Raw genomic sequence first — 18,188 nt, 5'->3', positions numbered from 1 at the left:
CAAGTCGATGGAGCACGAAACTGTTCGGAGCCTATTCAGTCCCTGTGGCCCCTGGCCTGTCCATGGCACCTGCTGTCACACGATCGCCATTCGGCCGCAATCCGCCCTGACGGTCCCCCAGATGCCCCCTTCTGCACGGGAGTTGACCCGGGTAGCGTCCGCCCCATGCCGAAACGCACGCGCTTCACGATCTGGAGACCGCTCGCCGTCGCGGCCGTCGCAGCCCTGATCGCCGCCTTCCTCACTCCGGCCGCGGCCCAGGCCGCCGGCGCCCCGCGCGAGAGCCAACCGGTCTACTCGTACGCGAACGCCATCCGCGAGGCCGTCTGGGTGGACACCGGTCTCGACTCCGACGGCGACGGGAAGACCGACCGGGTCGCCGCCGACATCGTCCGGCCCTCCGAGCCCGCCGCGCAGGGCCGCAAGGTGCCGGTCATCATGGACGCCAGCCCCTACTACTCCTGCTGCGGACGCGGCAACGAGAGCCAGCTGAAGACGTACGACGCGGGCGGGAACGTCGTCCAGATGCCGCTCTTCTACGACAACTACTTCGTGCCCCGCGGCTACGCCTTCGTCGGCGTCGACCTGGCCGGCACCAACCGCTCCGACGGCTGTGTCGACGTCGGCGGCCGTTCCGACATCCAGTCCGCGAAGGCCGTCATCGACTGGCTGAACGGCCGCGCGAAGGCGTACAGCAGCCGCACCGGCACCACCACGGTCAAGGCGAGCTGGACCAACGGCAAGACCGGCATGATCGGCAAGAGCTGGGACGGCACCATCGCCAACGGCGTGGCCGCCACCGGCGTCAAGGGCCTCAAGACGATCGTCCCGATCAGCGCCATCTCCTCCTGGTACGACTACTACTTCGCCCAGGGCGCCCCGCTCTACGACTCGGGCCCCGACTGGCTGGCCGGTGCCGTGGAGAGCGACGACGCCTACGCCAAGTGCGGTGCCGTCCAGCAGAAGCTGATCGACGGCGCGCCGCGCAACGGCGACTGGACCGACCTGTGGACCGAGCGCGACTACGTCAAGGACGCCTCCAAGGTGAAGGCGAGCGTCTTCCTCGTGCACGGCATGCAGGACCTCAACGTCCGCACCAAGCACTTCGGCCAGTGGTGGGACGCCCTCGCCGAGAACGGCGTCGAGCGCAAGATCTGGCTCTCCCAGACCGGGCACGTCGACCCCTTCGACTACCGGCGCGGCGCCTGGGTCGACACCCTGCACCGCTGGTTCGACCACGAACTCCTCGGCTACGACAACGGCATCGACCGTCAGCCGATGGCCGACATCGAGCGCCACCCCGACCAGTGGGTGACCTCCGCCGTCTGGCCGCCGCGCGGCACGCAGACCACCACCCTGCGCCCCGCCACCGGCACCCAGGCAGGCGTCGGCACCCTCGGCCTGCACAAGGGATCCGGCACCGAGAAGTTCACGGACGACCCGCAGCAGAGCGAGACCGACTGGGCCGCCCAGCTCGCCACCCCCAGCTCCGGCAAGGCAGGCTTCCTCACCGCGCCGCTCACCCGCGACCTGCGGCTGTCCGGATCCAGCAAGGTGACCGTCACCGCCACCCCGACCACCTCGACGGCCCACCTGACGGCCGTCCTGGTCGACCTCGGCCCGGACACCATCCGGGACTACGCCGACGCGGCCGAGGGCATCACCACCCTCACCGACCGCACCTGCTGGGGCGAGAGCACGGCCGGTGACAGCGCCTGCTTCCTGAAGACCGCCGCCAAGACCAAGGCCGTCGACTACACCGTCTTCAGCCGCGGCTGGGCCGACCTCGGCACCTACGCAGACCCTGGCAAGGGCGTCCCGCTCACCCCCGGCAAGGCCTACACGATCACCCTCGACCTGGCGGCCACCGACCACGTCGTACCCAAGGGCCACCGGCTGGCGCTGATCGTCGCGGGCACGGACAAGGACCTCATCGATCCGCCGTCCAGCACCCCGACGCTCACCGTGGACCTGTCCCGTACGACGGCCAGGGTCCCGCTGGTCGGCGGCGCGGCCGCGTTCACCCGCGCCACCTCCGCACGGTGGACCGCTCCCGAGAAGACCGCCCTGCACGGCGTGCGCGGCCCGCGCAGCGTCCAGCGCGTTCCCGCGAGCTGACCGCTCAGGCGGCCGGGCCGGTATCCGCCAGCCCGGCCGCCTCCCGCGCACATCCCCAGGCGACCGTGACCCCGGCTCCGCCGTGCCCGTAGTTGTGGACCAGCACCCGCCCGTCCGGACGGAGTTCACGCTCCAGCCGGACCGCCCTCCGGTACGGCCGCAGCCCCACCCGGTGCGCCAGCACCCGGGCCCCGGCTATCTCCGGCCGCACCGCCGCACACCGCGCCACGATCCCGGCCGCGACCTCCGGATCCGGCTCCAGGGACCAGGCACCCTCCTCCGCCGTACCCCCGAGCAGCAGCCCGCCGGGCTGCGGGAAGAAGTAGGCGGAGGCACCGCCCGCCACCTCGTCGGACGTGTACCAGGTGGTGATCCCGGGGTTCTCCACCACGACCAACTGCCCGCGCACCGGACGCACGGCCGGATCCGGGACGAGTGAACGGGCCCCGAGTCCGGTGCAGTTGACCACGACCGGCGCCGGCACCTCGTCGAACCCGTCCACCACCCGCTCCTCGACGGCCCCGCCCGCCCGCTCCAACCGCTTCCGCAGCCACGCCAGATGGACCGGCATGTCGATCAACGGCAGCCGCGCCGCCAGACCTTCGGCGGTCTCGGCCAGCCCCGGCACCTGAGCCGCCCACGCACCCAGCCCGTCCAGCCGCAGGCCGTCGTGTACGCCCTCGACCAGGCGTACGCCCGTCTCCTCCGGCCGCGCCGCCAACTCCGCGTACACGACAAGGGAGGCGAGCGCCCATTCCCCGACCAGCGCCTCCGGCTCGATGCGGTACGGCCACCACAGCGCGCCGGCGACCGCCGAGGTCGTACGCCCGCCGGTCTCCCGGGCCCACACCCGAACCCGGCGTCCGCCCTCGGCGAGCACCACCGCCGTGGTCAGCCCGACGACCCCGCCACCGACCACGATCACTTCGTCACTCAGCTCAGACCGCACACGGTGACGTTAGCGGAATATGTCATGCCGCGCTCAGATCGTCCCGCTCTGGGGATACTCACAGCATGTCTGCCGCATACGCGACCTTCGGCCTGGCCCCGGCGATGCGCGCCGGCGGTGTCCGCGCCGACGGCGGCTACCAGCTCCACCGGGACTTCGTGGACTTCGTCGTCGACGGTCACCCGCTGCTGTTCCAGCTCTCCGACCTGGACGCCGTCTCCCCGCTCGCCTCCGACGTCCCGCCCGCGATCTTCACCGCCCAGGTCCGCAGCCTCTTACTGGAGTCCGAGGCCCCGCTGCCCGACGGCCGCTACGTCGTCTACGGCTGCCCCGAGTGCGAGGACCTGGCCTGCGGCGCGGTCACCGCGGTCATCGAGCCCGACGGCGACGACTACATCTGGCGGGACTTCGCCTGGCAGACCGCCGAACACGCCGACCTGGAGCTCAACGGCTACCACGGCATCGGCCCGTTCCGCTTCCACGGCCCCGAGTACCGCGAGGCCCTCCGCGCCCTCCTCGAAGACTCCGGCCCGCCGCCCGGCCGCCGGGTGCTGCTGATCGGCGCCCGCGTCGCCCTCCTCGCCAAGCTGGCCGCCGCCCTGCGCACCATCGGCATCGGCGCGGACATCACCCGCGACGCCGACGGCGTCCCCGCCGAGGAACTCCGCGGCTACGGAGCCGTCGCCTTCGGCCCCGCGGTCACCGAGACCGAGCGGACCGCCGTACGCCAGGCGTTCGAGCGGGCCGGCGTGGAAGTGGCCTACGCGGACGGACTCGCCCCGATCATTCCGCTCCTCGTCGCCCAGATCGAACACGCCCTCGACCGCAGCCCGCTCCCGCAGCGCCGGCTGGCCCACCTGGTCGCCGCCGACGGCACCGTCGGCATCGAGGTCACCTCGCCCTGCCGGGTACAGCTCACGGCGTACCGCCTCGACCGGCTCTCCCGCCCCCGCACCCACGAGCTCTTCGACGGCGTCCTGGAACCCGGCCGCCACCGCATCCCCCTGGACGGCAGGGCGGCCAAGGGCGGGACCTTCGTCGTGGCCCGCACCGCCGGGAGCGTCCTGGTGCAGGCGACGACGCGCTGACCACCCGGCCCCGCGGACATTAGGATCGGCGTTCTGATGACTGCCACCCTCGTCGCCAAGAACCTCGCCGCCGGGCACGGCGACCGCTCGCTCTTCTCCGGGCTCGACCTCGTCGTCGCGCCCGGAGACGTGATCGGGCTGGTCGGTGCCAACGGCGCGGGCAAGTCCACCCTGCTCCGGATGCTCGCCGGGCTCACCGCCCCCGAACAGGGCGAACTGCGGCTCTCCCCGCCGGCCGCGACCGTCGGCCACCTGCCCCAGGAGCCGGAGCGGCGGCCGGGCGAGACCGTCCGCGCCTTCCTCGCCCGGCGCACCGGGGTCGCCGAGGCCCAGCGCGTGATGGACGAGGCGACCCAGGCCCTGGTCGACGGGGCACCGGGCGCCGACGACGCCTACGCCACCGCCCTGGAACGCTGGCTCGACCTCGGCGGCGCCGACCTGGAGGAGCGGGCCGAGGAGGTCGCCGACTCCCTCGGCCTGGCCGTCGACCTCGACCAGCCGATGACCGCCCTCTCCGGCGGCCAGGCCGCCCGCGCCGGCCTCGCCTCCCTGCTCCTCTCCCGCTACGACGTCTTCCTCCTCGACGAGCCCACCAACGACCTCGACCTGGACGGTCTGGAGCGCCTCGAACGCTTCGTGACCGGCCTGCGCGCCGGCACGGTCGTCGTCAGCCACGACCGCGAGTTCCTCACCCGCACGGTCACCAAGGTCCTCGAACTCGACCTCGCCCAGAACCAGATCAACCTCTACGGCGGCGGCTACGACGCGTACCTGGAGGAACGCGAGACGGCCCGCCGGCACGCCCGCGACGACTACGACGAGTACGCCGACAAGAAGTCCGCCCTCCAGGACCGCGCCCAGATGCAGCGCGGCTGGATGGACAAGGGCGTCAAGAACGCCCGGCGCAAGGCGGGCAACGACAACGACAAGATCGGCCGCAAGTTCCGCAGCGAGGCCAGCGAGAAGCAGGCCGCCAAGGCCCGCCAGACCCAGCGCATGATCGAGCGCCTGGACGTCGTGGAGGAGCCCCGCAAAGAGTGGGAACTGCGCATGGAGATCGCGGCCGCCCCGCGCTCCGGCGCCGTCGTCGCCACGCTGCGGGACGCGGAGGTACGGCGCGGGGACTTCACCTTCGGCCCGGTGTCCCTCCAGATCGACTGGGCGGACCGGATCGCGGTGACCGGCGCGAACGGCGCGGGCAAGTCGACGCTGCTCGCCGCGCTGCTGGGCCGGGTGGAGCTGGACGCGGGGCACGCGGCCCTCGGCTCCGGCGTGCTGGTCGGCGAGGTCGACCAGGCCCGCAAGCTCTTCCACGGCACCGAGTCCCTGCTGGACGCCTTCTGCGCGGCCGTACCGGACACCGAACCGGTCGAAGTCCGCACCCTGCTGGCCAAGTTCGGCCTCAAACAGGACCATGTGCTGCGCTCCGCGGCCACATTGTCACCGGGGGAGCGGACCCGCGCCGCCCTGGCCCTGCTCCAGGGCCGCGGCGTCAACCTCCTCGTCCTGGACGAACCGACGAACCACCTCGACCTGCCCGCCATCGAGCAGCTGGAATCGGCACTCGACACCTACGAGGGCACCCTCCTCCTGGTCACCCACGACCGCCGCATGCTGGACGCGATCCGAGTGACCCGCCGCCTGGAGGTGGCGTCGGGCAAGGTGACGGAACGCTGACTCCGTCTGGACGCGCCCCGTGGCGGCGCGGGGCTGTGTCGATATGCGGCTCCGCCGCGTGGGCGCGAGCAATCACAACGCACCCGCACCCGCCAGACCACCCAACTCGGCACCCCCTACGGCGCTGTCGGCCCCTCCACGTACGCTGCGATCCGACTCGGATCATCACAGCAGGAGGCGTCATGGCCACATCATCCAAGCGGCCGGCCCCGCGCATCATGAACGAACAGGACGTCCTCGCCCGGATGCGCGGCACCCAGGACCGGATCGCGGACGCCATCACCGCCTTCTCCGGGACCATGACGTTCGTGTACCTGCACGCGCTGTGGTTCGCGGTCTGGATCGTCTTCAACGAGGGGGTCTTCGGCGACGGCGCGGTCTGGGACCCGTTCCCCTTCGGCCTGCTCACCATGATCGTGAGCCTGGAGGCGATCTTCCTGTCCACCTTCGTGATGGTGAGCCAGAACCGCCAGGCCGCCCGCGAGAACGTCCGCGCCGACCTGGACTTCGAGACCAACGTGCGCTCGGAGGTGTGGGCCGTCCACATGGGGCGGGCCCTCGGCGTCGACCCCGTGGAGGTCGAGAAGCGCGTCCAGGAACTGCTCGCGGAGAACCGCGCCCGGATGAACGGCACCCCCCAGCCCCCCAAGGCGACATGATCCGTCGGCCGACCGCGTCTGCGTACAGTCATTCGACGGAGGCGCGCAACGCAGGCCGCATGGAACCATGGGCCGACGTCCGGGCGAGCCGGACCTGTGCCCGAAGGAGCGCGCGCATGGGCCGTCCTCGCAGCCCGGACGGGGGCGGGACATGACCGACCGGCACGGCATGCTGCTGTCCTCCGACATCGTGAGCGGAGCCGGGGCAGGCGAGGCGGAGCCCACCGTCGACGCCCCGCCGCCCCAGGACGTGCGCCGCGCAGCCGACCTGCTGCGGCTCCTGGTGTCCCTGGCCGCCCTCGCCCTGACGGTGCTGGTGGCGGTCGCCACCCGGGACTTCGCCCGCAGAGCGCAGCAGGGCCTGCTCACCGCGGCCACCGCGCTGCCACCGGCCCTGCGCGACACACTGGTCGGCACGGTGCAGGCGGTCGCCATGCTCGCACCGCTGGCCGCCCTGGTCGTCCTCGTCGTACGGCGCCGGTTCGACGCGGTGTCGAGGGTGCTGCCCGCCGCGGCCCTGGGCGCGGCCGTCGGCTGGGCGCTCACCCGTCTCGCCCTGGCCGAGAGCAGACCCGAGCTGTGGCCGGAGGTGCTCGTCGGCCGCGGCGGGCTGGTGCACGCGGGCTGGCCGTCGGCGGTGTACCTGGCGGCCTGCGCGTCCGCGGTCGTCGCCGCGGGCCCCTGGCTGACCCGGCCCTGGCGGCGGGCGCTGTGGGCCCTGACCGCCGGGTGCGCGGCGCTCGGCGCGCTGGCCGCCTCGCTCGTCCCGCTGGACGCGTTCGGGGCCCTCGTCGTCGGCGGCACCGCGGGGTCGGCCGTCCTGCTCATGGCCGGCGGCCCGCCCGACCGCCCGCCGGCCCAGGCCGTCGCGGACGCCCTGGTCGCCTGCGGGATCCCCCTTGCAGCCCTCCGCGAACTGCCGGCGGAACGCCAACTCCCCGGCGAGGGCGTCCTCTACGACGCCGAGACCGCCGAGGGCGCGCGGCTGACCGTACGCGCCCTCGGCGCCGAGGACCGGGGCCGCGACCTGTTCCACCGGCTCGCCCGCCGCCTCCTGCTGCGCCACCCGGCCGACCCGGGCGAGCAGCGGCCGCTCGGCGCCGCCGAGCACGAACTGCTGATGCTGGTCTTCGCCGCCCGCACCGGCGCCCGGGTCGCCGATCCCGTCATCGCCTACCCCGTGGCCGGGGGCGGCGCGGTGGTGGTGACGGTCGGGACGGACGCCCGCCCGCTGTCCGCGCTCCCCGACGAGGAGCTGACCGACACCCTGCTCGGTGAGGCATGGGCGGCCGTGGCCCGTATCCAGGAACACCGCCTCGCGCACCGGGCGTTGCGCCCCGAGCACATCCTCGTTGCAGCGGACGGCAGCCCCCGGCTCACCGCGTTCGCGCGGGCGCAGCTCAACGCGCCGCCCGAGACGCTGGGCAGCGACCTCGCCGAACTGCTTGCCACCACCGCCGTCCGCGTCGGACCGGCCCGCGCCACCGCCTGCGCCCTGGCCGGCCTGGGCCCCGAACGGCTCGCGACCGCTCTGCCGTACCTGCAACCGCTCGCCCTGCTCGGCCCCGCCCGCCGCGAGGCGGCCCACTACGACCAGGCCCGCGCCCGGCAGGCCACGGCCGGCACCGGGCGCCGCACCCTGCGCCCCGGCGGCCGGCCGAACCTGATGCACGACCTCGCCGCGGAGGTGCGCGGCGCCTGCGACGTCCCGGCCGCCAAACCCGCCCCGCTCGCCCGGTTCACCTGGAAGAGCGTCCTGGGACTGGCCGGCGCGTTCCTGGTGCTCCACCTCGTGCTGCCGCAGCTCGCCAACGCCCCGGCCGCCCTCCGTGCGCTGGGCGACGCGAACTGGTGGTGGCTGCTCGCGGTCGTCCCCGTCACCTTCGTCTCCCAGGCGTTCTCCACCTGCCTGCAACTGGGCACCATCCCGGGGCGGCTGCCGTTCCGTGCCACCTACCAGGTGCAGTTCGCCAGCTCCTTCCTGAACCGGATCACCCCGGGCAACGTCGGCGGCATGGCGCTCAACCTGCGCTATCTCCAGAAGACGGGGATCGAGACCGGCGCGGCGACGGCCTCCGTCGGGCTGCAGAGCCTGGCCGGCGCGGTCTCCAACGTGGTGGTCGCCACCGTGTTCTTCACCGCGGCCGGACAGCGTCACGGCGGGGTGCATCTGGACCTGCCCGTCGGCAAGTACACCCTGCCCGCGATCGTCCTCGTGCTGGCCGCCGGCGGGCTGCTCGGCCTGACCCCGCCCGGCCGCCGCTTCCTGCGCGCGAAGGTGTGGCCGTTCCTGCGCGCGGCGGGCACGACGCTGACCGGGATCGCCGCCGACCCCGCCAAGCTGGCCCTCGGGGTCGTCGGCATGCTCGGCCTGCCGCTCGTCCAGATCGTCGGGCTCGCCCTCAGCCTCCACGCGCTCGGCGGCGACCTCCCGTTCGTCCAGCTCGGCGCCGCCTACATGGCGGCCCGCCTGCTCGCCAACGCGGCCCCGGTCCCCGGCGGCCTCGGCGCGCTCGAAGCGGGCCTCATCGCGGGCCTGACCGCCCTCGGCGTACCGGCCGGCCCGGCGACCTCGGCGGTCCTGGTCTACCGGCTGCTCACGTTCTGGCTGAACGTGCCGCTGGGGGCGGCCGCGCTCGGTTTCGTACAGCGCCGTGGATACGTCTGACAGGCACGGTCCGGCGCCGGGTGGCGGCCGGGTCAGGCGGTGGAGCCGAAAGCGGTGACGTCGAGCTTGTCGTCGCAAGGGGAGAGGTTGGGACCGGGCACCAGGGTCAGCGGCAGGGAGCCGCCGGGCAGGCGGATGTCCACGCCGTAGGGGGCGCCCACCCCCATGCACCACTCGTCCGTGTGCAGCACGAACGACGTGGTCTGACCCGGGTCGAGCAGGATGACGGGTGGGGTGGCCGCTCCGGACCGGCTGACCTTGAACGGGCGGGTGCCCGAGGTGCTCACCGGCCCGCTCTCGCAGTCCGGAGGGTCGGCTGTCGTGCAGACGTGGAGGGTGCCGTCACCGAAGAAGGTGAGACCGGGCCAGCCACTCAGCCGACACGTCGAGCCCGAGCGATTGCGCAACACGATCTCCGCGGCGAACCCCTGGCCGCCACCCACCTGCGGACTGGTCCGGCCTTCCGAGGCGGCGAGGCCGTGCGTCGTGCAGGCGGGGGCACCGGGTGCCGTGGTGGTACGGGATCGGGTGTCCGAGGGAGTGGCAGTCCGGCTGGGCGCCGGTGCCCCGGCGGCTTCGGTGACCTTGGCGGGGCGCTGAGCGGGGGAGACCGGCGTCGTGGCCGCGCCAGGCCGCGCCGTCGTCTCGTGACTGGCCTGAGTATCGGGAACGGAGTAGTGAACCCCCGTATCGCAGGCCACGGCTGCGGCCATCAGCAGCCCGGTCACCAGGACCTGTCTTCCACCCCGTATGTGCATGACATGAACGCTATGCATGATCACGACGGGCGCACAGATACGACGGTGACCCGACAGGCCCTTTTCGTCCTCCGTTCACCTGCCGCCCCGTCCGGCCTCGGCCGACGAGTTCACGGGCGAGGGCGGTCTTCTTTGGGTGGTCGTCCGGGGCAGCGAGGTCACGCCGGCCGGGGAGACGCGTCCCTCAAGGGGCGCGGGGAACTGCGCGACCGGCCACGACGGACCCGCAGCTCCCCACGACCCTCGGAAGGTACTGTCAGCGCTTCCCGTTCTTCCCGTTCAGCAACCCGGCCCGGCGCAGAGCATCGGCCATCGCGCTGTTCGCCGGTGCGGGCGCAGACGCCTGGCGAGGACCGCCGCCCCCCTGACGTTGCTGCTGTTGCCGCTGCTGCGGCGGACGCCCGCCGCCACCCCGCTGCTGTTGCTGCCGGCGCTCACCGCCGGAGGCCGGCGCCGCCTCGTCGTCCAACCGCAGCGTGAGCGAGATCCGCTTGCGCGGGATGTCCACGTCGAGGACCTTCACCTTGACGATGTCACCCGGCTTGACCACGTCCCGCGGGTCCTTGACGAACGTCTTCGACATCGCGGAGACATGGACCAGGCCGTCCTGGTGCACACCGACGTCGACGAACGCGCCGAACGCCGCCACGTTCGTGACGACCCCCTCCAGGACCATCCCGGAGGACAGGTCGCCGATCTTCTCGACGCCCTCCTTGAAGGTGGCCGTCTTGAAGGCCGGACGCGGGTCGCGTCCCGGCTTCTCCAGCTCCTTGAGGATGTCGGTGACGGTCGGCAGACCGAACGTCTCGTCCACGAAGTCCGTCGCCCGCAGCGAGCGCAGCGCACCCGTGTTGCCGATGAGCGCGGCCACCTCCTGGCCCGACGTCTTGACCATGCGCCGGACGACGGGATACGCCTCCGGGTGCACGCTCGACGAGTCCAGCGGGTCGTCGCCGCCGCGGATGCGCAGGAAGCCCGCGCACTGCTCGTACGCCTTCGGGCCGAGCCGGGCCACGTTCTTCAGCTGGCCGCGGGAGGTGAACGGCCCGTTGTTGTCGCGGTGCGTGACGATGTTCTCGGCGAGCCCGGAGGTGATGCCGGAGACCCGGGCGAGCAGCGGAGCGGAGGCGGTGTTGACGTCGACACCGACGCCGTTCACACAGTCCTCGACCACCGCGTCCAGCGAGCGCGACAGCTTCACCTCGGACAGGTCGTGCTGGTACTGGCCGACGCCGATCGACTTGGGGTCGATCTTCACCAGCTCGGCCAGCGGGTCCTGGAGCCGGCGGGCGATGGAGACGGCGCCGCGCAGCGACACGTCCATGTCGGGCAGCTCCTGCGAGGCGAACGCGGACGCCGAGTACACGGACGCGCCGGCCTCGGACACCATCACCTTGGTGAGCGTCAGCTCCGGGTGCCTGGTGATGAGCTCACCGGCGAGCTTGTCGGTCTCGCGGGACGCCGTGCCGTTGCCGATCGCGATCAGCTCGACCGCGTGCTCCTTGGCGAGCCGGGCCAGCTTGGCGATCGCCTCGTCCCACTTGTTGGCCGGGACGTGCGGGTAGATGACGTCGGTGGCGACCACCTTGCCGGTGGCGTCGACGACGGCGACCTTCACGCCGGTCCGGAAGCCGGGGTCCAGGCCCAGCGTCGCGCGCGTGCCGGCCGGGGCGGCGAGCAGCAGGTCGCGCAGGTTCGCCGCGAAGACGTCGACCGCCTCGTCCTCGGCTGCCGTACGCAGGCGCAGCCGCAGGTCGATGCCGAGGTGGACGAGGAGGCGGGTGCGCCAGGCCCAGCGGACCGTGTCCGACAGCCACTTGTCGCCCGGCCGCCCCCGGTCGGCGATCCCGAACTTGTGGGCGACGATCCCCTCGAACGAGGACGGCCCCTCGGTCGGCTCCTCCGGCTCCAGGACGAGGTCGAGGACCTCCTCCTTCTCGCCGCGCAGCATCGCCAGGATGCGGTGCGAGGGCAGCGCGGTGAACGGCTCGGCGAAGTCGAAGTAGTCGGCGAACTTCGCGCCCGCCTCCTCCTTGCCGTCCCGCACCTTGGCGGCGAGCCGGCCGCGCACCCACATGCGCTCGCGCAGCTCACCGATGAGGTCGGCGTCCTCCGAGAACCGCTCGGTGAGGATCGCGCGGGCACCCTCCAGGGCGGCCTGCGGGTCGGCGACGCCCTTGTCGGCGTCGACGAAGGCGGCGGCCGCCGCCAGCGGCTCCACCCCCGGGTCCCCGAGCAGCCCCTCGGCCAGCGGCTCCAGGCCGGCCTCCCGCGCGATCTGCGCCTTGGTGCGCCGCTTGGGCTTGTACGGCAGGTAGATGTCCTCCAGCCGCGCCTTGGTCTCGGCGCCCCGGATCTGCGCCGCCAGCTCGTCGGTGAGCTTGCCCTGCTCCCGCACCGACTCCAGGATCGCCGTCCGCCGCTCCTCCAGCTCCCGCAGATAGCGCAGCCGTTCCTCGAGCGTGCGCAGCTGCGCGTCGTCGAGCATCTCGGTCGCTTCCTTGCGGTAGCGGGCGATGAAGGGCACCGTCGAACCGCCGTCGAGCAGCTCCACGGCAGCCTTGACCTGCCGCTCCCGTACGCCGAGCTCCTCGGCGATCCTGCCTTCGATGGACCCTGGAACCAGGGACCCGGGTGTCGTCACGATCCCGTACCGCCTTCTCCACTGAGGTTGCGCCGCAATTGTGGCAGGTGACACCGACAACCGGGCCCCAGGGCGCCTTTCCACGACACGGACTCTCCACGAATCCGTCGCACACCCGAGGGATCCCCCGCACGCCTGAACGAATCCGCCACCCCACAGCCGAGGAAATCCCCGATCACCCACCACCAATGGCCCACCGCTGATAGCTCACACTGATCGCCCGCCGCCATCGGCCCACCCTTCGATCAGCCCCCTCGATCCCCCACCTCCCGACCGCCCCACGCCTCGATCGGTCGATCCTCCGATCCGCCGCAACGGCGTTCGACCCCGACGGCGCTGTCCGGCGGTGCCGAGCCGACGTAGTCGAGGGGCTCGCGCCCGCTTCGATCGCCCCCACCTCTCGATCGGCCGTTCCTTTCGGTCCGCCGCAGCGGCGCTCGGCCCCGGCGGCGCTGTCCGGCGGTGCCGAACTGTGCTTGGCCCTCGGCCCCTGCCCCCTGCCTCCGTCACCCCTTGCCGATGAGATCCGCCGGAAATGCCCCGGCGGCCACCGCTGCCCTCGCGAAGCCCGCTGCGAGCTCTGTCAGGCGGGTCACCCCGGCGGCCCCCAGGTGCTCGTAGGGCGCCCGGTCCAGTCGGTCCGTCTCCGTTTCGATCGCCGCCCGTAGGGCCACCCCCGCCTCGGTCAGCTCGCCCGCCGCGTCGAGCAGCCCGCGCTCCCGCAGCCGGGCCACCGCCGCGTCCCAGTCGTCCTGGCTCCAGCCGCGCGTGGCGAACACCCACTTCGGGGTCATGCCCTTGCCGGTCGCCGTGTGCGTCACCACCGCCTCCAGCCCGTCCAGGCCGGCCGCCAGCAGCGCCGCGAGGTGTCCGTCGCCGCGGTGCTCGCGCAGCAGCATGCTCGCGTACCAGTAGGCGAGGTGGGGCTCCTGAGGCACCGGAAGGTCCGCGTGGGCGGCGTACAGCGGGCGGCCGGAGCGTGAACAGGCCTCGGTGGCGCACAGCGCGAGCCGCGCGGCCTCGGCCATCCCGTCGGAGACGACCGCGGCAGCACCGAGCAGCCGCCGCATCGACGCGTCGACGGCACGCGCGCGTGCGGCGAGGACATCCTTCGGGGACGCGGTCTCCCAGACGGCCGGCACATGCCGGGCCACCAGTTCGTGCTTGTAGTTGTAGAACGTCGCCGTCACCGTGCCGGCCCCGACCGGCCCCAACGCGGCCGCCCGCACCGCGAAGTTGACGGCCCGCGGGTGGGTCACCCCGAGCGCGGCCAGTTCCTCGGCCAGCTCGGGGCTGAAGAAGTGGGTCGCGTGCAGGGAATTGAGCAGGGTGTGGCAGCGGCGGCCGGCATGCGGCTCCAGGACGGCGGTTGTCATGGGCCGCACGCTAGTGACTGGTTGGTACGGACTTCCAGTGTCCGGCGGTGATGCAGTCCGTCCGGCATGGCAGGAAAGGTGGGCTGCCCGTCATTGCGGCCATCGCGGGACCGGCCAACAATCGATGACATGGCGCAGCGAACCGTTCTCGTCGTCCTCTTCGACGGTGTCCAGAGCCTCGACGTCACCGGCCCCGTGGAGGTCTTCGCCGGCGCCGAGACCCACACGCCGGGCAGCTACGGCATCCGTACCGCCTCCCTGGACGGCGCTCCCGTGCGCACCTCCAGCGGGCTGACCGTCGTACCGGACCAGGCACTGGCGGACGCGTCCGACCCGCACACCCTGCTCGTCCCCGGTGGCCAGGGCACCCGGCGTCGCGATCCGGAGCTGGTGGCGTGGCTGCGGGCGCACGGGCCGGGTGCCCGGCGGCTCGTCTCCGTCTGCACCGGCGCCGTCCTGCTCGCCGCCGCCGGGCTCCTGGACGGCCACCGGGCGACCACCCACTGGGCGTACTGCGAGAAGCTGGCCCGCGACCATCCCGCCGTCGACGTCGACCCGGACCCCATCTACGTCCGGGACGGTCACGTCGCCACCTCGGCCGGCGTCACCTCCGGCATCGACCTCGCGCTCGCCCTGGTCGAGGAGGACCTCGGCCGGGACGTCGCGCTCACCGTCGCCCGGCACCTGGTGGTGTTCCTGCGCAGGCCCGGCAACCAGGCCCAGTTCAGCGCCCAGCTCGCCGCCCAGACCGCGCGGCGCGCACCGCTCCGGGAGGTCCAGCAGTGGATCACCGAGCACCCGGAGGACGACCTGAGCGTCGAGGCCCTGGCCGCCCGCGCCGTGCTCTCGCCCCGCCACTTCGCCCGCGCCTTCCAGGCCGAGACCGGGACGACGCCCGGCCGCTACGTCGACCGGGTCCGGCTGGAACACGCCCGCCGGCTCCTGGAGGACACCGGCGACGGCGTCGAGGAGGTCTCGCGCGCCAGCGGCTACGGCACCCCCGAAGCGATGCGCCGCGCCTTCCTCAAGGCCCTCGGTACGACTCCCGCCGAATACCGGCGCCGGTTCAGCCCGGCCCCCGCCCGCCAGCCCCGCTAGGAGAGCCATGCAGTTCGCGATCGCCCTCTACGACCGCTTCACCGCCCTCGACGCCGTGGGGCCGTACGAGACCCTGGGCCGGCTCCCGGACTCCGAGGTCGTCTTCGTCGCCGAGGAGGCCGGCCCCGTCCGCACCGACAACGGGAACCTCGCCCTGATCGCCGAGAGGACCTTCGCCGAGGTGCCGCACCCCGATGTCGTGGTCGTGCCCGGCGGCCCCGGCCAGACCCCGCAGATGACGAACCAGGTCCTCCTCGACTGGATCCGCTCCGCCGACGCCACCAGCACCTGGACGACCTCGGTGTGCACCGGCTCCCTGCTGCTGGCCGCCGCCGGCCTCCTCGAAGGACGCCGCGCCACCTCGCACTGGCTGGCCCTGGACGAACTGCGCAAGTACGGCGCCGAGCCGACCGGGGAGCGGGTCGTCACCGACGGCAAGTACGTCACCGCGGCGGGCGTCTCCTCCGGTATCGACATGGGCCTCGCCCTGCTCGGCCGGATCGCCGGGGACGCCGTCGCCCAGGCCGTACAGCTCGGCATCGAGTACGACCCGCAGCCGCCCTACGACGCGGGTTCCCCGCAGAAGGCGCCCGCCGAGGTCGTCGACCTGCTCCGCTCGATGAGCCGGTTCATCCTCGGCGCGCAACAGCCCACGTGAACCGCGGCTGACGGCGCTCCAGGAACGCGGCGACGCCCTCGGCGGTGTCGCCGCTGCCGCACGCCTGCTCCGCCCAGTGCGCGTCCCGGTCCGTGCGGCCGTTCGCGAACTCCTTCGCGGCCGCCTGCGTCAGCTGCGAACGGGCGGCCAGGATCCCGGTGAACTCGGCGACCCGCTTGTCCAGTTCGCCCTCCGGCAGTACCTCGTCGACCAGACCGGAGCGCAGCGCCCGCTCCGTGTCGATCAGCTCGCCGGAGAAGAGGAGGTACTTGGTGGTGGCAGGGCCGACGAGGGACACCAGGCGGCGGGTGGAGGCGGCCGGGTAGACGATGCCGAGCTTGGCCGGGGTCACCCCGAAGAGGGCGCCCTCCTCGGCGAACCGCAGATCGCAGGCGGCGGCGAGCTGCGAGCCGCCGCCGACGCAGTGGCCGCGCACCGCGGCGAGGGTCGGCTTGGGGAACGCGGCGAGGGCCTCCTCGGCGGCGACGGCGAGGGTCTGTGCCTCGGCGGGGGAGCCCTGGAGGGTGGAGATGTCGGCACCGGCACAGAAGGTGCCGCCCTCGCCGGTGAGGACGAGGACCCGCACGGCGGGGTCGCCCGCGAGGCCGTCGAGGAGGGGCGGGAGGGCACGCCACATCTCCGCGGTCATCGCGTTGCGCTTGGCCGGGTTGCCGATGACTACCGTGGCAACGGCGTTTGTGACCTGGTGGTCGAGGCGGGGCTCCATAGTGCGGGATGGTATCCGCGCGGTGGAAGGGCGGTGGAAGGGCAGAGGAAGGGCGGGATCTCGGTGGCGCCCCGGAAAGTTCTCATACCCGTACAACCCGAATAGTTCGCGAAGTCGGCATCGAGGAGGGCAAGAGTCGCACCACAACTGACCTTGTCATACGCCAACGGTCAGATCCGCTCGATAGTTGCTGACTTGTGTTCAGTCATCCGGAGTGGAGCGGGTCGTTACCAACACTCGACGTGTGGTGACAATCGAGCGCGAGGGTGGCGACCGGACGATGGAGAACCACGGGCGTGGGCACGACCCGCGTCCAGAGGCGGGCGGCGCGCCGCCGCCGGATCCGCTGCCGTACGAAGGAGTCTGGCGGTTCACCGCCGCCGCCGTGGACGCTTCGGTCCCGCAGGCCCGGCACGCCGTACGGGACCTGCTCCAGCGCCAGGGCGTCCCGGTCTCGGAGGACCTGGTGTACGGGCTGTTGCTGATCGTCTCCGAGCTGGTCACCAACGCGGTCAAGCACGCGGCGCTGCTGTCGCCGATGCTCGCCGTCGAGGTCGCCGTCGGCGCCGAGTGGGTGCGGGTGTCGGTGGAGGACAACCACCCCTACCGCCCGACCGCCCTGGAGGCCGACCACGGCCAGACCGGCGGCCGGGGGCTGCTGCTGGTGCGGGAGGTGGCCCGGGAGGCGGGCGGGGTCGTGGACGTCGAGCACACGTCGAGTGGCGGCAAGGTGATCTGGGCCGCCCTGCCGCTCAAACCCGCGACGCTGCCGTGAGGCCCCGAGGAGACCTCAGCAAAGTCCTGTGAGGCTTCTCACCAGCCCGCCGACGGGCCCGTCAGCTCTCTGATCGCCGGGCGGGCCGCGTCCAGCACGGTCATGAACCAGGACGAGAAGGGCTCCTGGGCGTGCCGCTCGGCCAGTTCGGCGGCCGTCACGAAGGCGGTCGCCTCGACCTCCTCCGAGTCCGGCGCGAGCGGCGCCTGGACCATGCCGACGAACAGGTGGTTGAACTCCTGCTCGACCAGGCCGGAGGCCGGGTCCGGGTGGTTGTAGCGGACCGTGCCCGCCTCGGCGAGCAGCGACGGGGAGACCCCCAGCTCCTCGAAGGTCCGCCGGGCCGCCGCCGCGAAGGGCGACTCACCGGGGTAGGGGTGGCCGCAGCAGGTGTTGGACCACACGCCGGGGGAGTGGTACTTGCCCAGCGCCCGCTGCTGGAGCAGCAGCCGGCCGTGTTCGTCGAAGAGGAAGACGGAGAAGGCCCGGTGCAGCTGCCCGGGCGGCTGATGTGCGGCCAGCTTCTCCGCGGTGCCGATGGTCACACCCTTCTCGTCGACGAGTTCGAGGAAAATCGCGTCTACGGTCCCTTCCGACGTGCTGTGCGTCGCGGTCGCAGGTGTGATCGGCATACCCATCCTTCGCCTCGGTCTTCGCACCAAGTCTGCCGTACGAATCCGACACTCCCGGCACTTCCCGGCACGGGCACGCCGGAAGAGGGACCCCGTAGTTGATCGTGCCCTACGGGTGCGCGAGGGAACCGTCCGGGGGCCTCGAACACAAGGACGCCGGGGGAGCGCGGAACGCTGCGTTCCAGGTCCTGGCCGTGCCCGGGTCGGTGGCAGAGCCGCGCCTGACCACGAGCGGCGGCAGGCGGTCCGCCAGGGCGGGGCACCCTGAGCTACCGATTGTGAGCGGACGTGCGTCCGGGGTGACCGGTCGGCGCCCGCTGGGCCGTACCGCCCCGTGTCCCCAATGCCCGTTCTGCGAGCG

The 18,188-nt window shown here is 72.8% G+C and carries 14 protein-coding genes; 8 read left to right on the top strand and 6 right to left on the bottom strand.

The features are described 5' to 3' along the window. The first annotated feature begins 165 nt into the window (after positions 1 to 165). Complete coding sequence (locus ACWGKQ_RS16995) at positions 166 to 2,118, top strand: Xaa-Pro dipeptidyl-peptidase (protein ID WP_453292703.1); 1,953 nt, start codon at positions 166 to 168, stop codon at positions 2,116 to 2,118. Positions 2,119 to 2,122: 4 nt separating this feature from the next. Here the strand turns inward: ACWGKQ_RS16995 and ACWGKQ_RS16990 are convergent, their stop codons facing one another. Next, positions 2,123 to 3,067, bottom strand: coding sequence for an FAD-dependent oxidoreductase (locus tag ACWGKQ_RS16990; RefSeq protein WP_453292702.1), 945 nt, complete (start codon positions 3,065 to 3,067; stop codon positions 2,123 to 2,125). A gap of 65 nt (positions 3,068 to 3,132) precedes the next feature. Here ACWGKQ_RS16990 and ACWGKQ_RS16985 point away from each other — a divergent pair, with 65 nt between their 5' ends. The 4 genes from ACWGKQ_RS16985 (at position 3,133) to ACWGKQ_RS16970 (ending at position 9,159) form a co-directional block, all read left to right on the top strand. Continuing rightward, positions 3,133 to 4,155 (top strand): oxidoreductase, encoded by a 1,023-nt coding sequence (locus ACWGKQ_RS16985; RefSeq protein ID WP_453292701.1) that lies wholly within the window; start codon positions 3,133 to 3,135, stop codon positions 4,153 to 4,155. 36 nt (positions 4,156 to 4,191) lie between these two features. Then, positions 4,192 to 5,832 carry an ABC-F family ATP-binding cassette domain-containing protein gene (locus ACWGKQ_RS16980; protein WP_453292700.1) on the top strand — a complete coding sequence of 547 codons (1,641 nt, stop codon included), beginning with the start codon at positions 4,192 to 4,194 and terminating at the stop codon, positions 5,830 to 5,832. A 182-nt stretch (positions 5,833 to 6,014) separates the two neighbouring features. Then, positions 6,015 to 6,491, top strand: a complete 477-nt coding sequence (locus ACWGKQ_RS16975) for a DUF1003 domain-containing protein (RefSeq protein ID WP_453292699.1) — start codon at positions 6,015 to 6,017, stop codon at positions 6,489 to 6,491. A gap of 151 nt (positions 6,492 to 6,642) precedes the next feature. Further along, positions 6,643 to 9,159 carry a flippase-like domain-containing protein gene (locus tag ACWGKQ_RS16970; protein ID WP_453292698.1) on the top strand — a complete coding sequence of 839 codons (2,517 nt, stop codon included), beginning with the start codon at positions 6,643 to 6,645 and terminating at the stop codon, positions 9,157 to 9,159. A gap of 32 nt (positions 9,160 to 9,191) precedes the next feature. On the opposite strand, the gene ACWGKQ_RS16965 is transcribed toward ACWGKQ_RS16970, so the two are convergent. The 3 genes from ACWGKQ_RS16965 to ACWGKQ_RS16955 all read right to left on the bottom strand — a co-directional run bounded on the left by ACWGKQ_RS16965 (position 9,192) and on the right by ACWGKQ_RS16955 (position 13,937). Next, complete coding sequence (locus tag ACWGKQ_RS16965; protein ID WP_453292697.1) at positions 9,192 to 9,917, bottom strand: DUF4232 domain-containing protein; 726 nt, start codon at positions 9,915 to 9,917, stop codon at positions 9,192 to 9,194. Positions 9,918 to 10,173: 256 nt separating this feature from the next. Continuing rightward, on the bottom strand, positions 10,174 to 12,561 hold the full coding sequence (locus ACWGKQ_RS16960) for a Tex family protein (protein WP_453292696.1): 2,388 nt from the start codon (positions 12,559 to 12,561) through the stop codon (positions 10,174 to 10,176). Positions 12,562 to 13,067: 506 nt separating this feature from the next. Continuing rightward, a complete protein-coding gene (locus ACWGKQ_RS16955) occupies positions 13,068 to 13,937 on the bottom strand; it encodes an SCO6745 family protein (protein ID WP_453292695.1) in 870 nt (289 codons plus the stop codon). Between the two features lie 129 nt (positions 13,938 to 14,066). On the opposite strand from ACWGKQ_RS16955, the gene ACWGKQ_RS16950 reads away from it, so the two are divergent. Together ACWGKQ_RS16950 and ACWGKQ_RS16945 are read left to right on the top strand one after the other, a co-directional pair. Then, positions 14,067 to 15,035 carry a GlxA family transcriptional regulator gene (locus ACWGKQ_RS16950; protein WP_453292694.1) on the top strand — a complete coding sequence of 323 codons (969 nt, stop codon included), beginning with the start codon at positions 14,067 to 14,069 and terminating at the stop codon, positions 15,033 to 15,035. Between the two features lie 7 nt (positions 15,036 to 15,042). Continuing rightward, on the top strand, positions 15,043 to 15,693 hold the full coding sequence (locus tag ACWGKQ_RS16945) for a DJ-1/PfpI family protein (protein WP_453292693.1): 651 nt from the start codon (positions 15,043 to 15,045) through the stop codon (positions 15,691 to 15,693). Here the strand turns inward: ACWGKQ_RS16945 and ACWGKQ_RS16940 are convergent. Next, complete coding sequence (locus ACWGKQ_RS16940) at positions 15,665 to 16,420, bottom strand: enoyl-CoA hydratase/isomerase family protein (RefSeq protein ID WP_453292692.1); 756 nt, start codon at positions 16,418 to 16,420, stop codon at positions 15,665 to 15,667. The genes ACWGKQ_RS16945 and ACWGKQ_RS16940 overlap by 29 nt on opposite strands. Positions 16,421 to 16,700: 280 nt before the next feature. On the opposite strand from ACWGKQ_RS16940, the gene ACWGKQ_RS16935 reads away from it, so the two are divergent. Beyond that, positions 16,701 to 17,195 carry an ATP-binding protein gene (locus ACWGKQ_RS16935; protein ID WP_453292746.1) on the top strand — a complete coding sequence of 165 codons (495 nt, stop codon included), beginning with the start codon at positions 16,701 to 16,703 and terminating at the stop codon, positions 17,193 to 17,195. Between the two features lie 38 nt (positions 17,196 to 17,233). On the opposite strand, the gene idi is transcribed toward ACWGKQ_RS16935, so the two are convergent. Then, a complete protein-coding gene (gene idi, locus ACWGKQ_RS16930; protein ID WP_453292691.1) occupies positions 17,234 to 17,827 on the bottom strand; it encodes an isopentenyl-diphosphate Delta-isomerase in 594 nt (197 codons plus the stop codon). Positions 17,828 to 18,188 lie beyond the last annotated feature (361 nt).

Source organism: Streptomyces sp. NPDC054770 (genome assembly GCF_053611985.1).
The sequence above is the reverse complement of the archived record's forward strand: the minus strand, read 5'-3'. Positions and strand labels throughout refer to the sequence as shown.

Coding starts and splice junctions, on each gene's coding strand:
- ACWGKQ_RS16970 (WP_453292698.1), top strand. CDS start 6,643: ATGACCGACCGGCACGGCATGCTGCTGTCCTCCGACATCGTGAGCGGA.
- ACWGKQ_RS16950 (WP_453292694.1), top strand. CDS start 14,067: ATGGCGCAGCGAACCGTTCTCGTCGTCCTCTTCGACGGTGTCCAGAGC.
- idi (WP_453292691.1), bottom strand. CDS start 17,827: ATGCCGATCACACCTGCGACCGCGACGCACAGCACGTCGGAAGGGACC.
- ACWGKQ_RS16945 (WP_453292693.1), top strand. CDS start 15,043: ATGCAGTTCGCGATCGCCCTCTACGACCGCTTCACCGCCCTCGACGCC.
- ACWGKQ_RS16940 (WP_453292692.1), bottom strand. CDS start 16,420: ATGGAGCCCCGCCTCGACCACCAGGTCACAAACGCCGTTGCCACGGTA.
- ACWGKQ_RS16955 (WP_453292695.1), bottom strand. CDS start 13,937: ATGACAACCGCCGTCCTGGAGCCGCATGCCGGCCGCCGCTGCCACACC.
- ACWGKQ_RS16995 (WP_453292703.1), top strand. CDS start 166: ATGCCGAAACGCACGCGCTTCACGATCTGGAGACCGCTCGCCGTCGCG.
- ACWGKQ_RS16980 (WP_453292700.1), top strand. CDS start 4,192: ATGACTGCCACCCTCGTCGCCAAGAACCTCGCCGCCGGGCACGGCGAC.
- ACWGKQ_RS16975 (WP_453292699.1), top strand. CDS start 6,015: ATGGCCACATCATCCAAGCGGCCGGCCCCGCGCATCATGAACGAACAG.
- ACWGKQ_RS16935 (WP_453292746.1), top strand. CDS start 16,701: ATGGAGAACCACGGGCGTGGGCACGACCCGCGTCCAGAGGCGGGCGGC.
- ACWGKQ_RS16965 (WP_453292697.1), bottom strand. CDS start 9,917: ATGCACATACGGGGTGGAAGACAGGTCCTGGTGACCGGGCTGCTGATG.
- ACWGKQ_RS16985 (WP_453292701.1), top strand. CDS start 3,133: ATGTCTGCCGCATACGCGACCTTCGGCCTGGCCCCGGCGATGCGCGCC.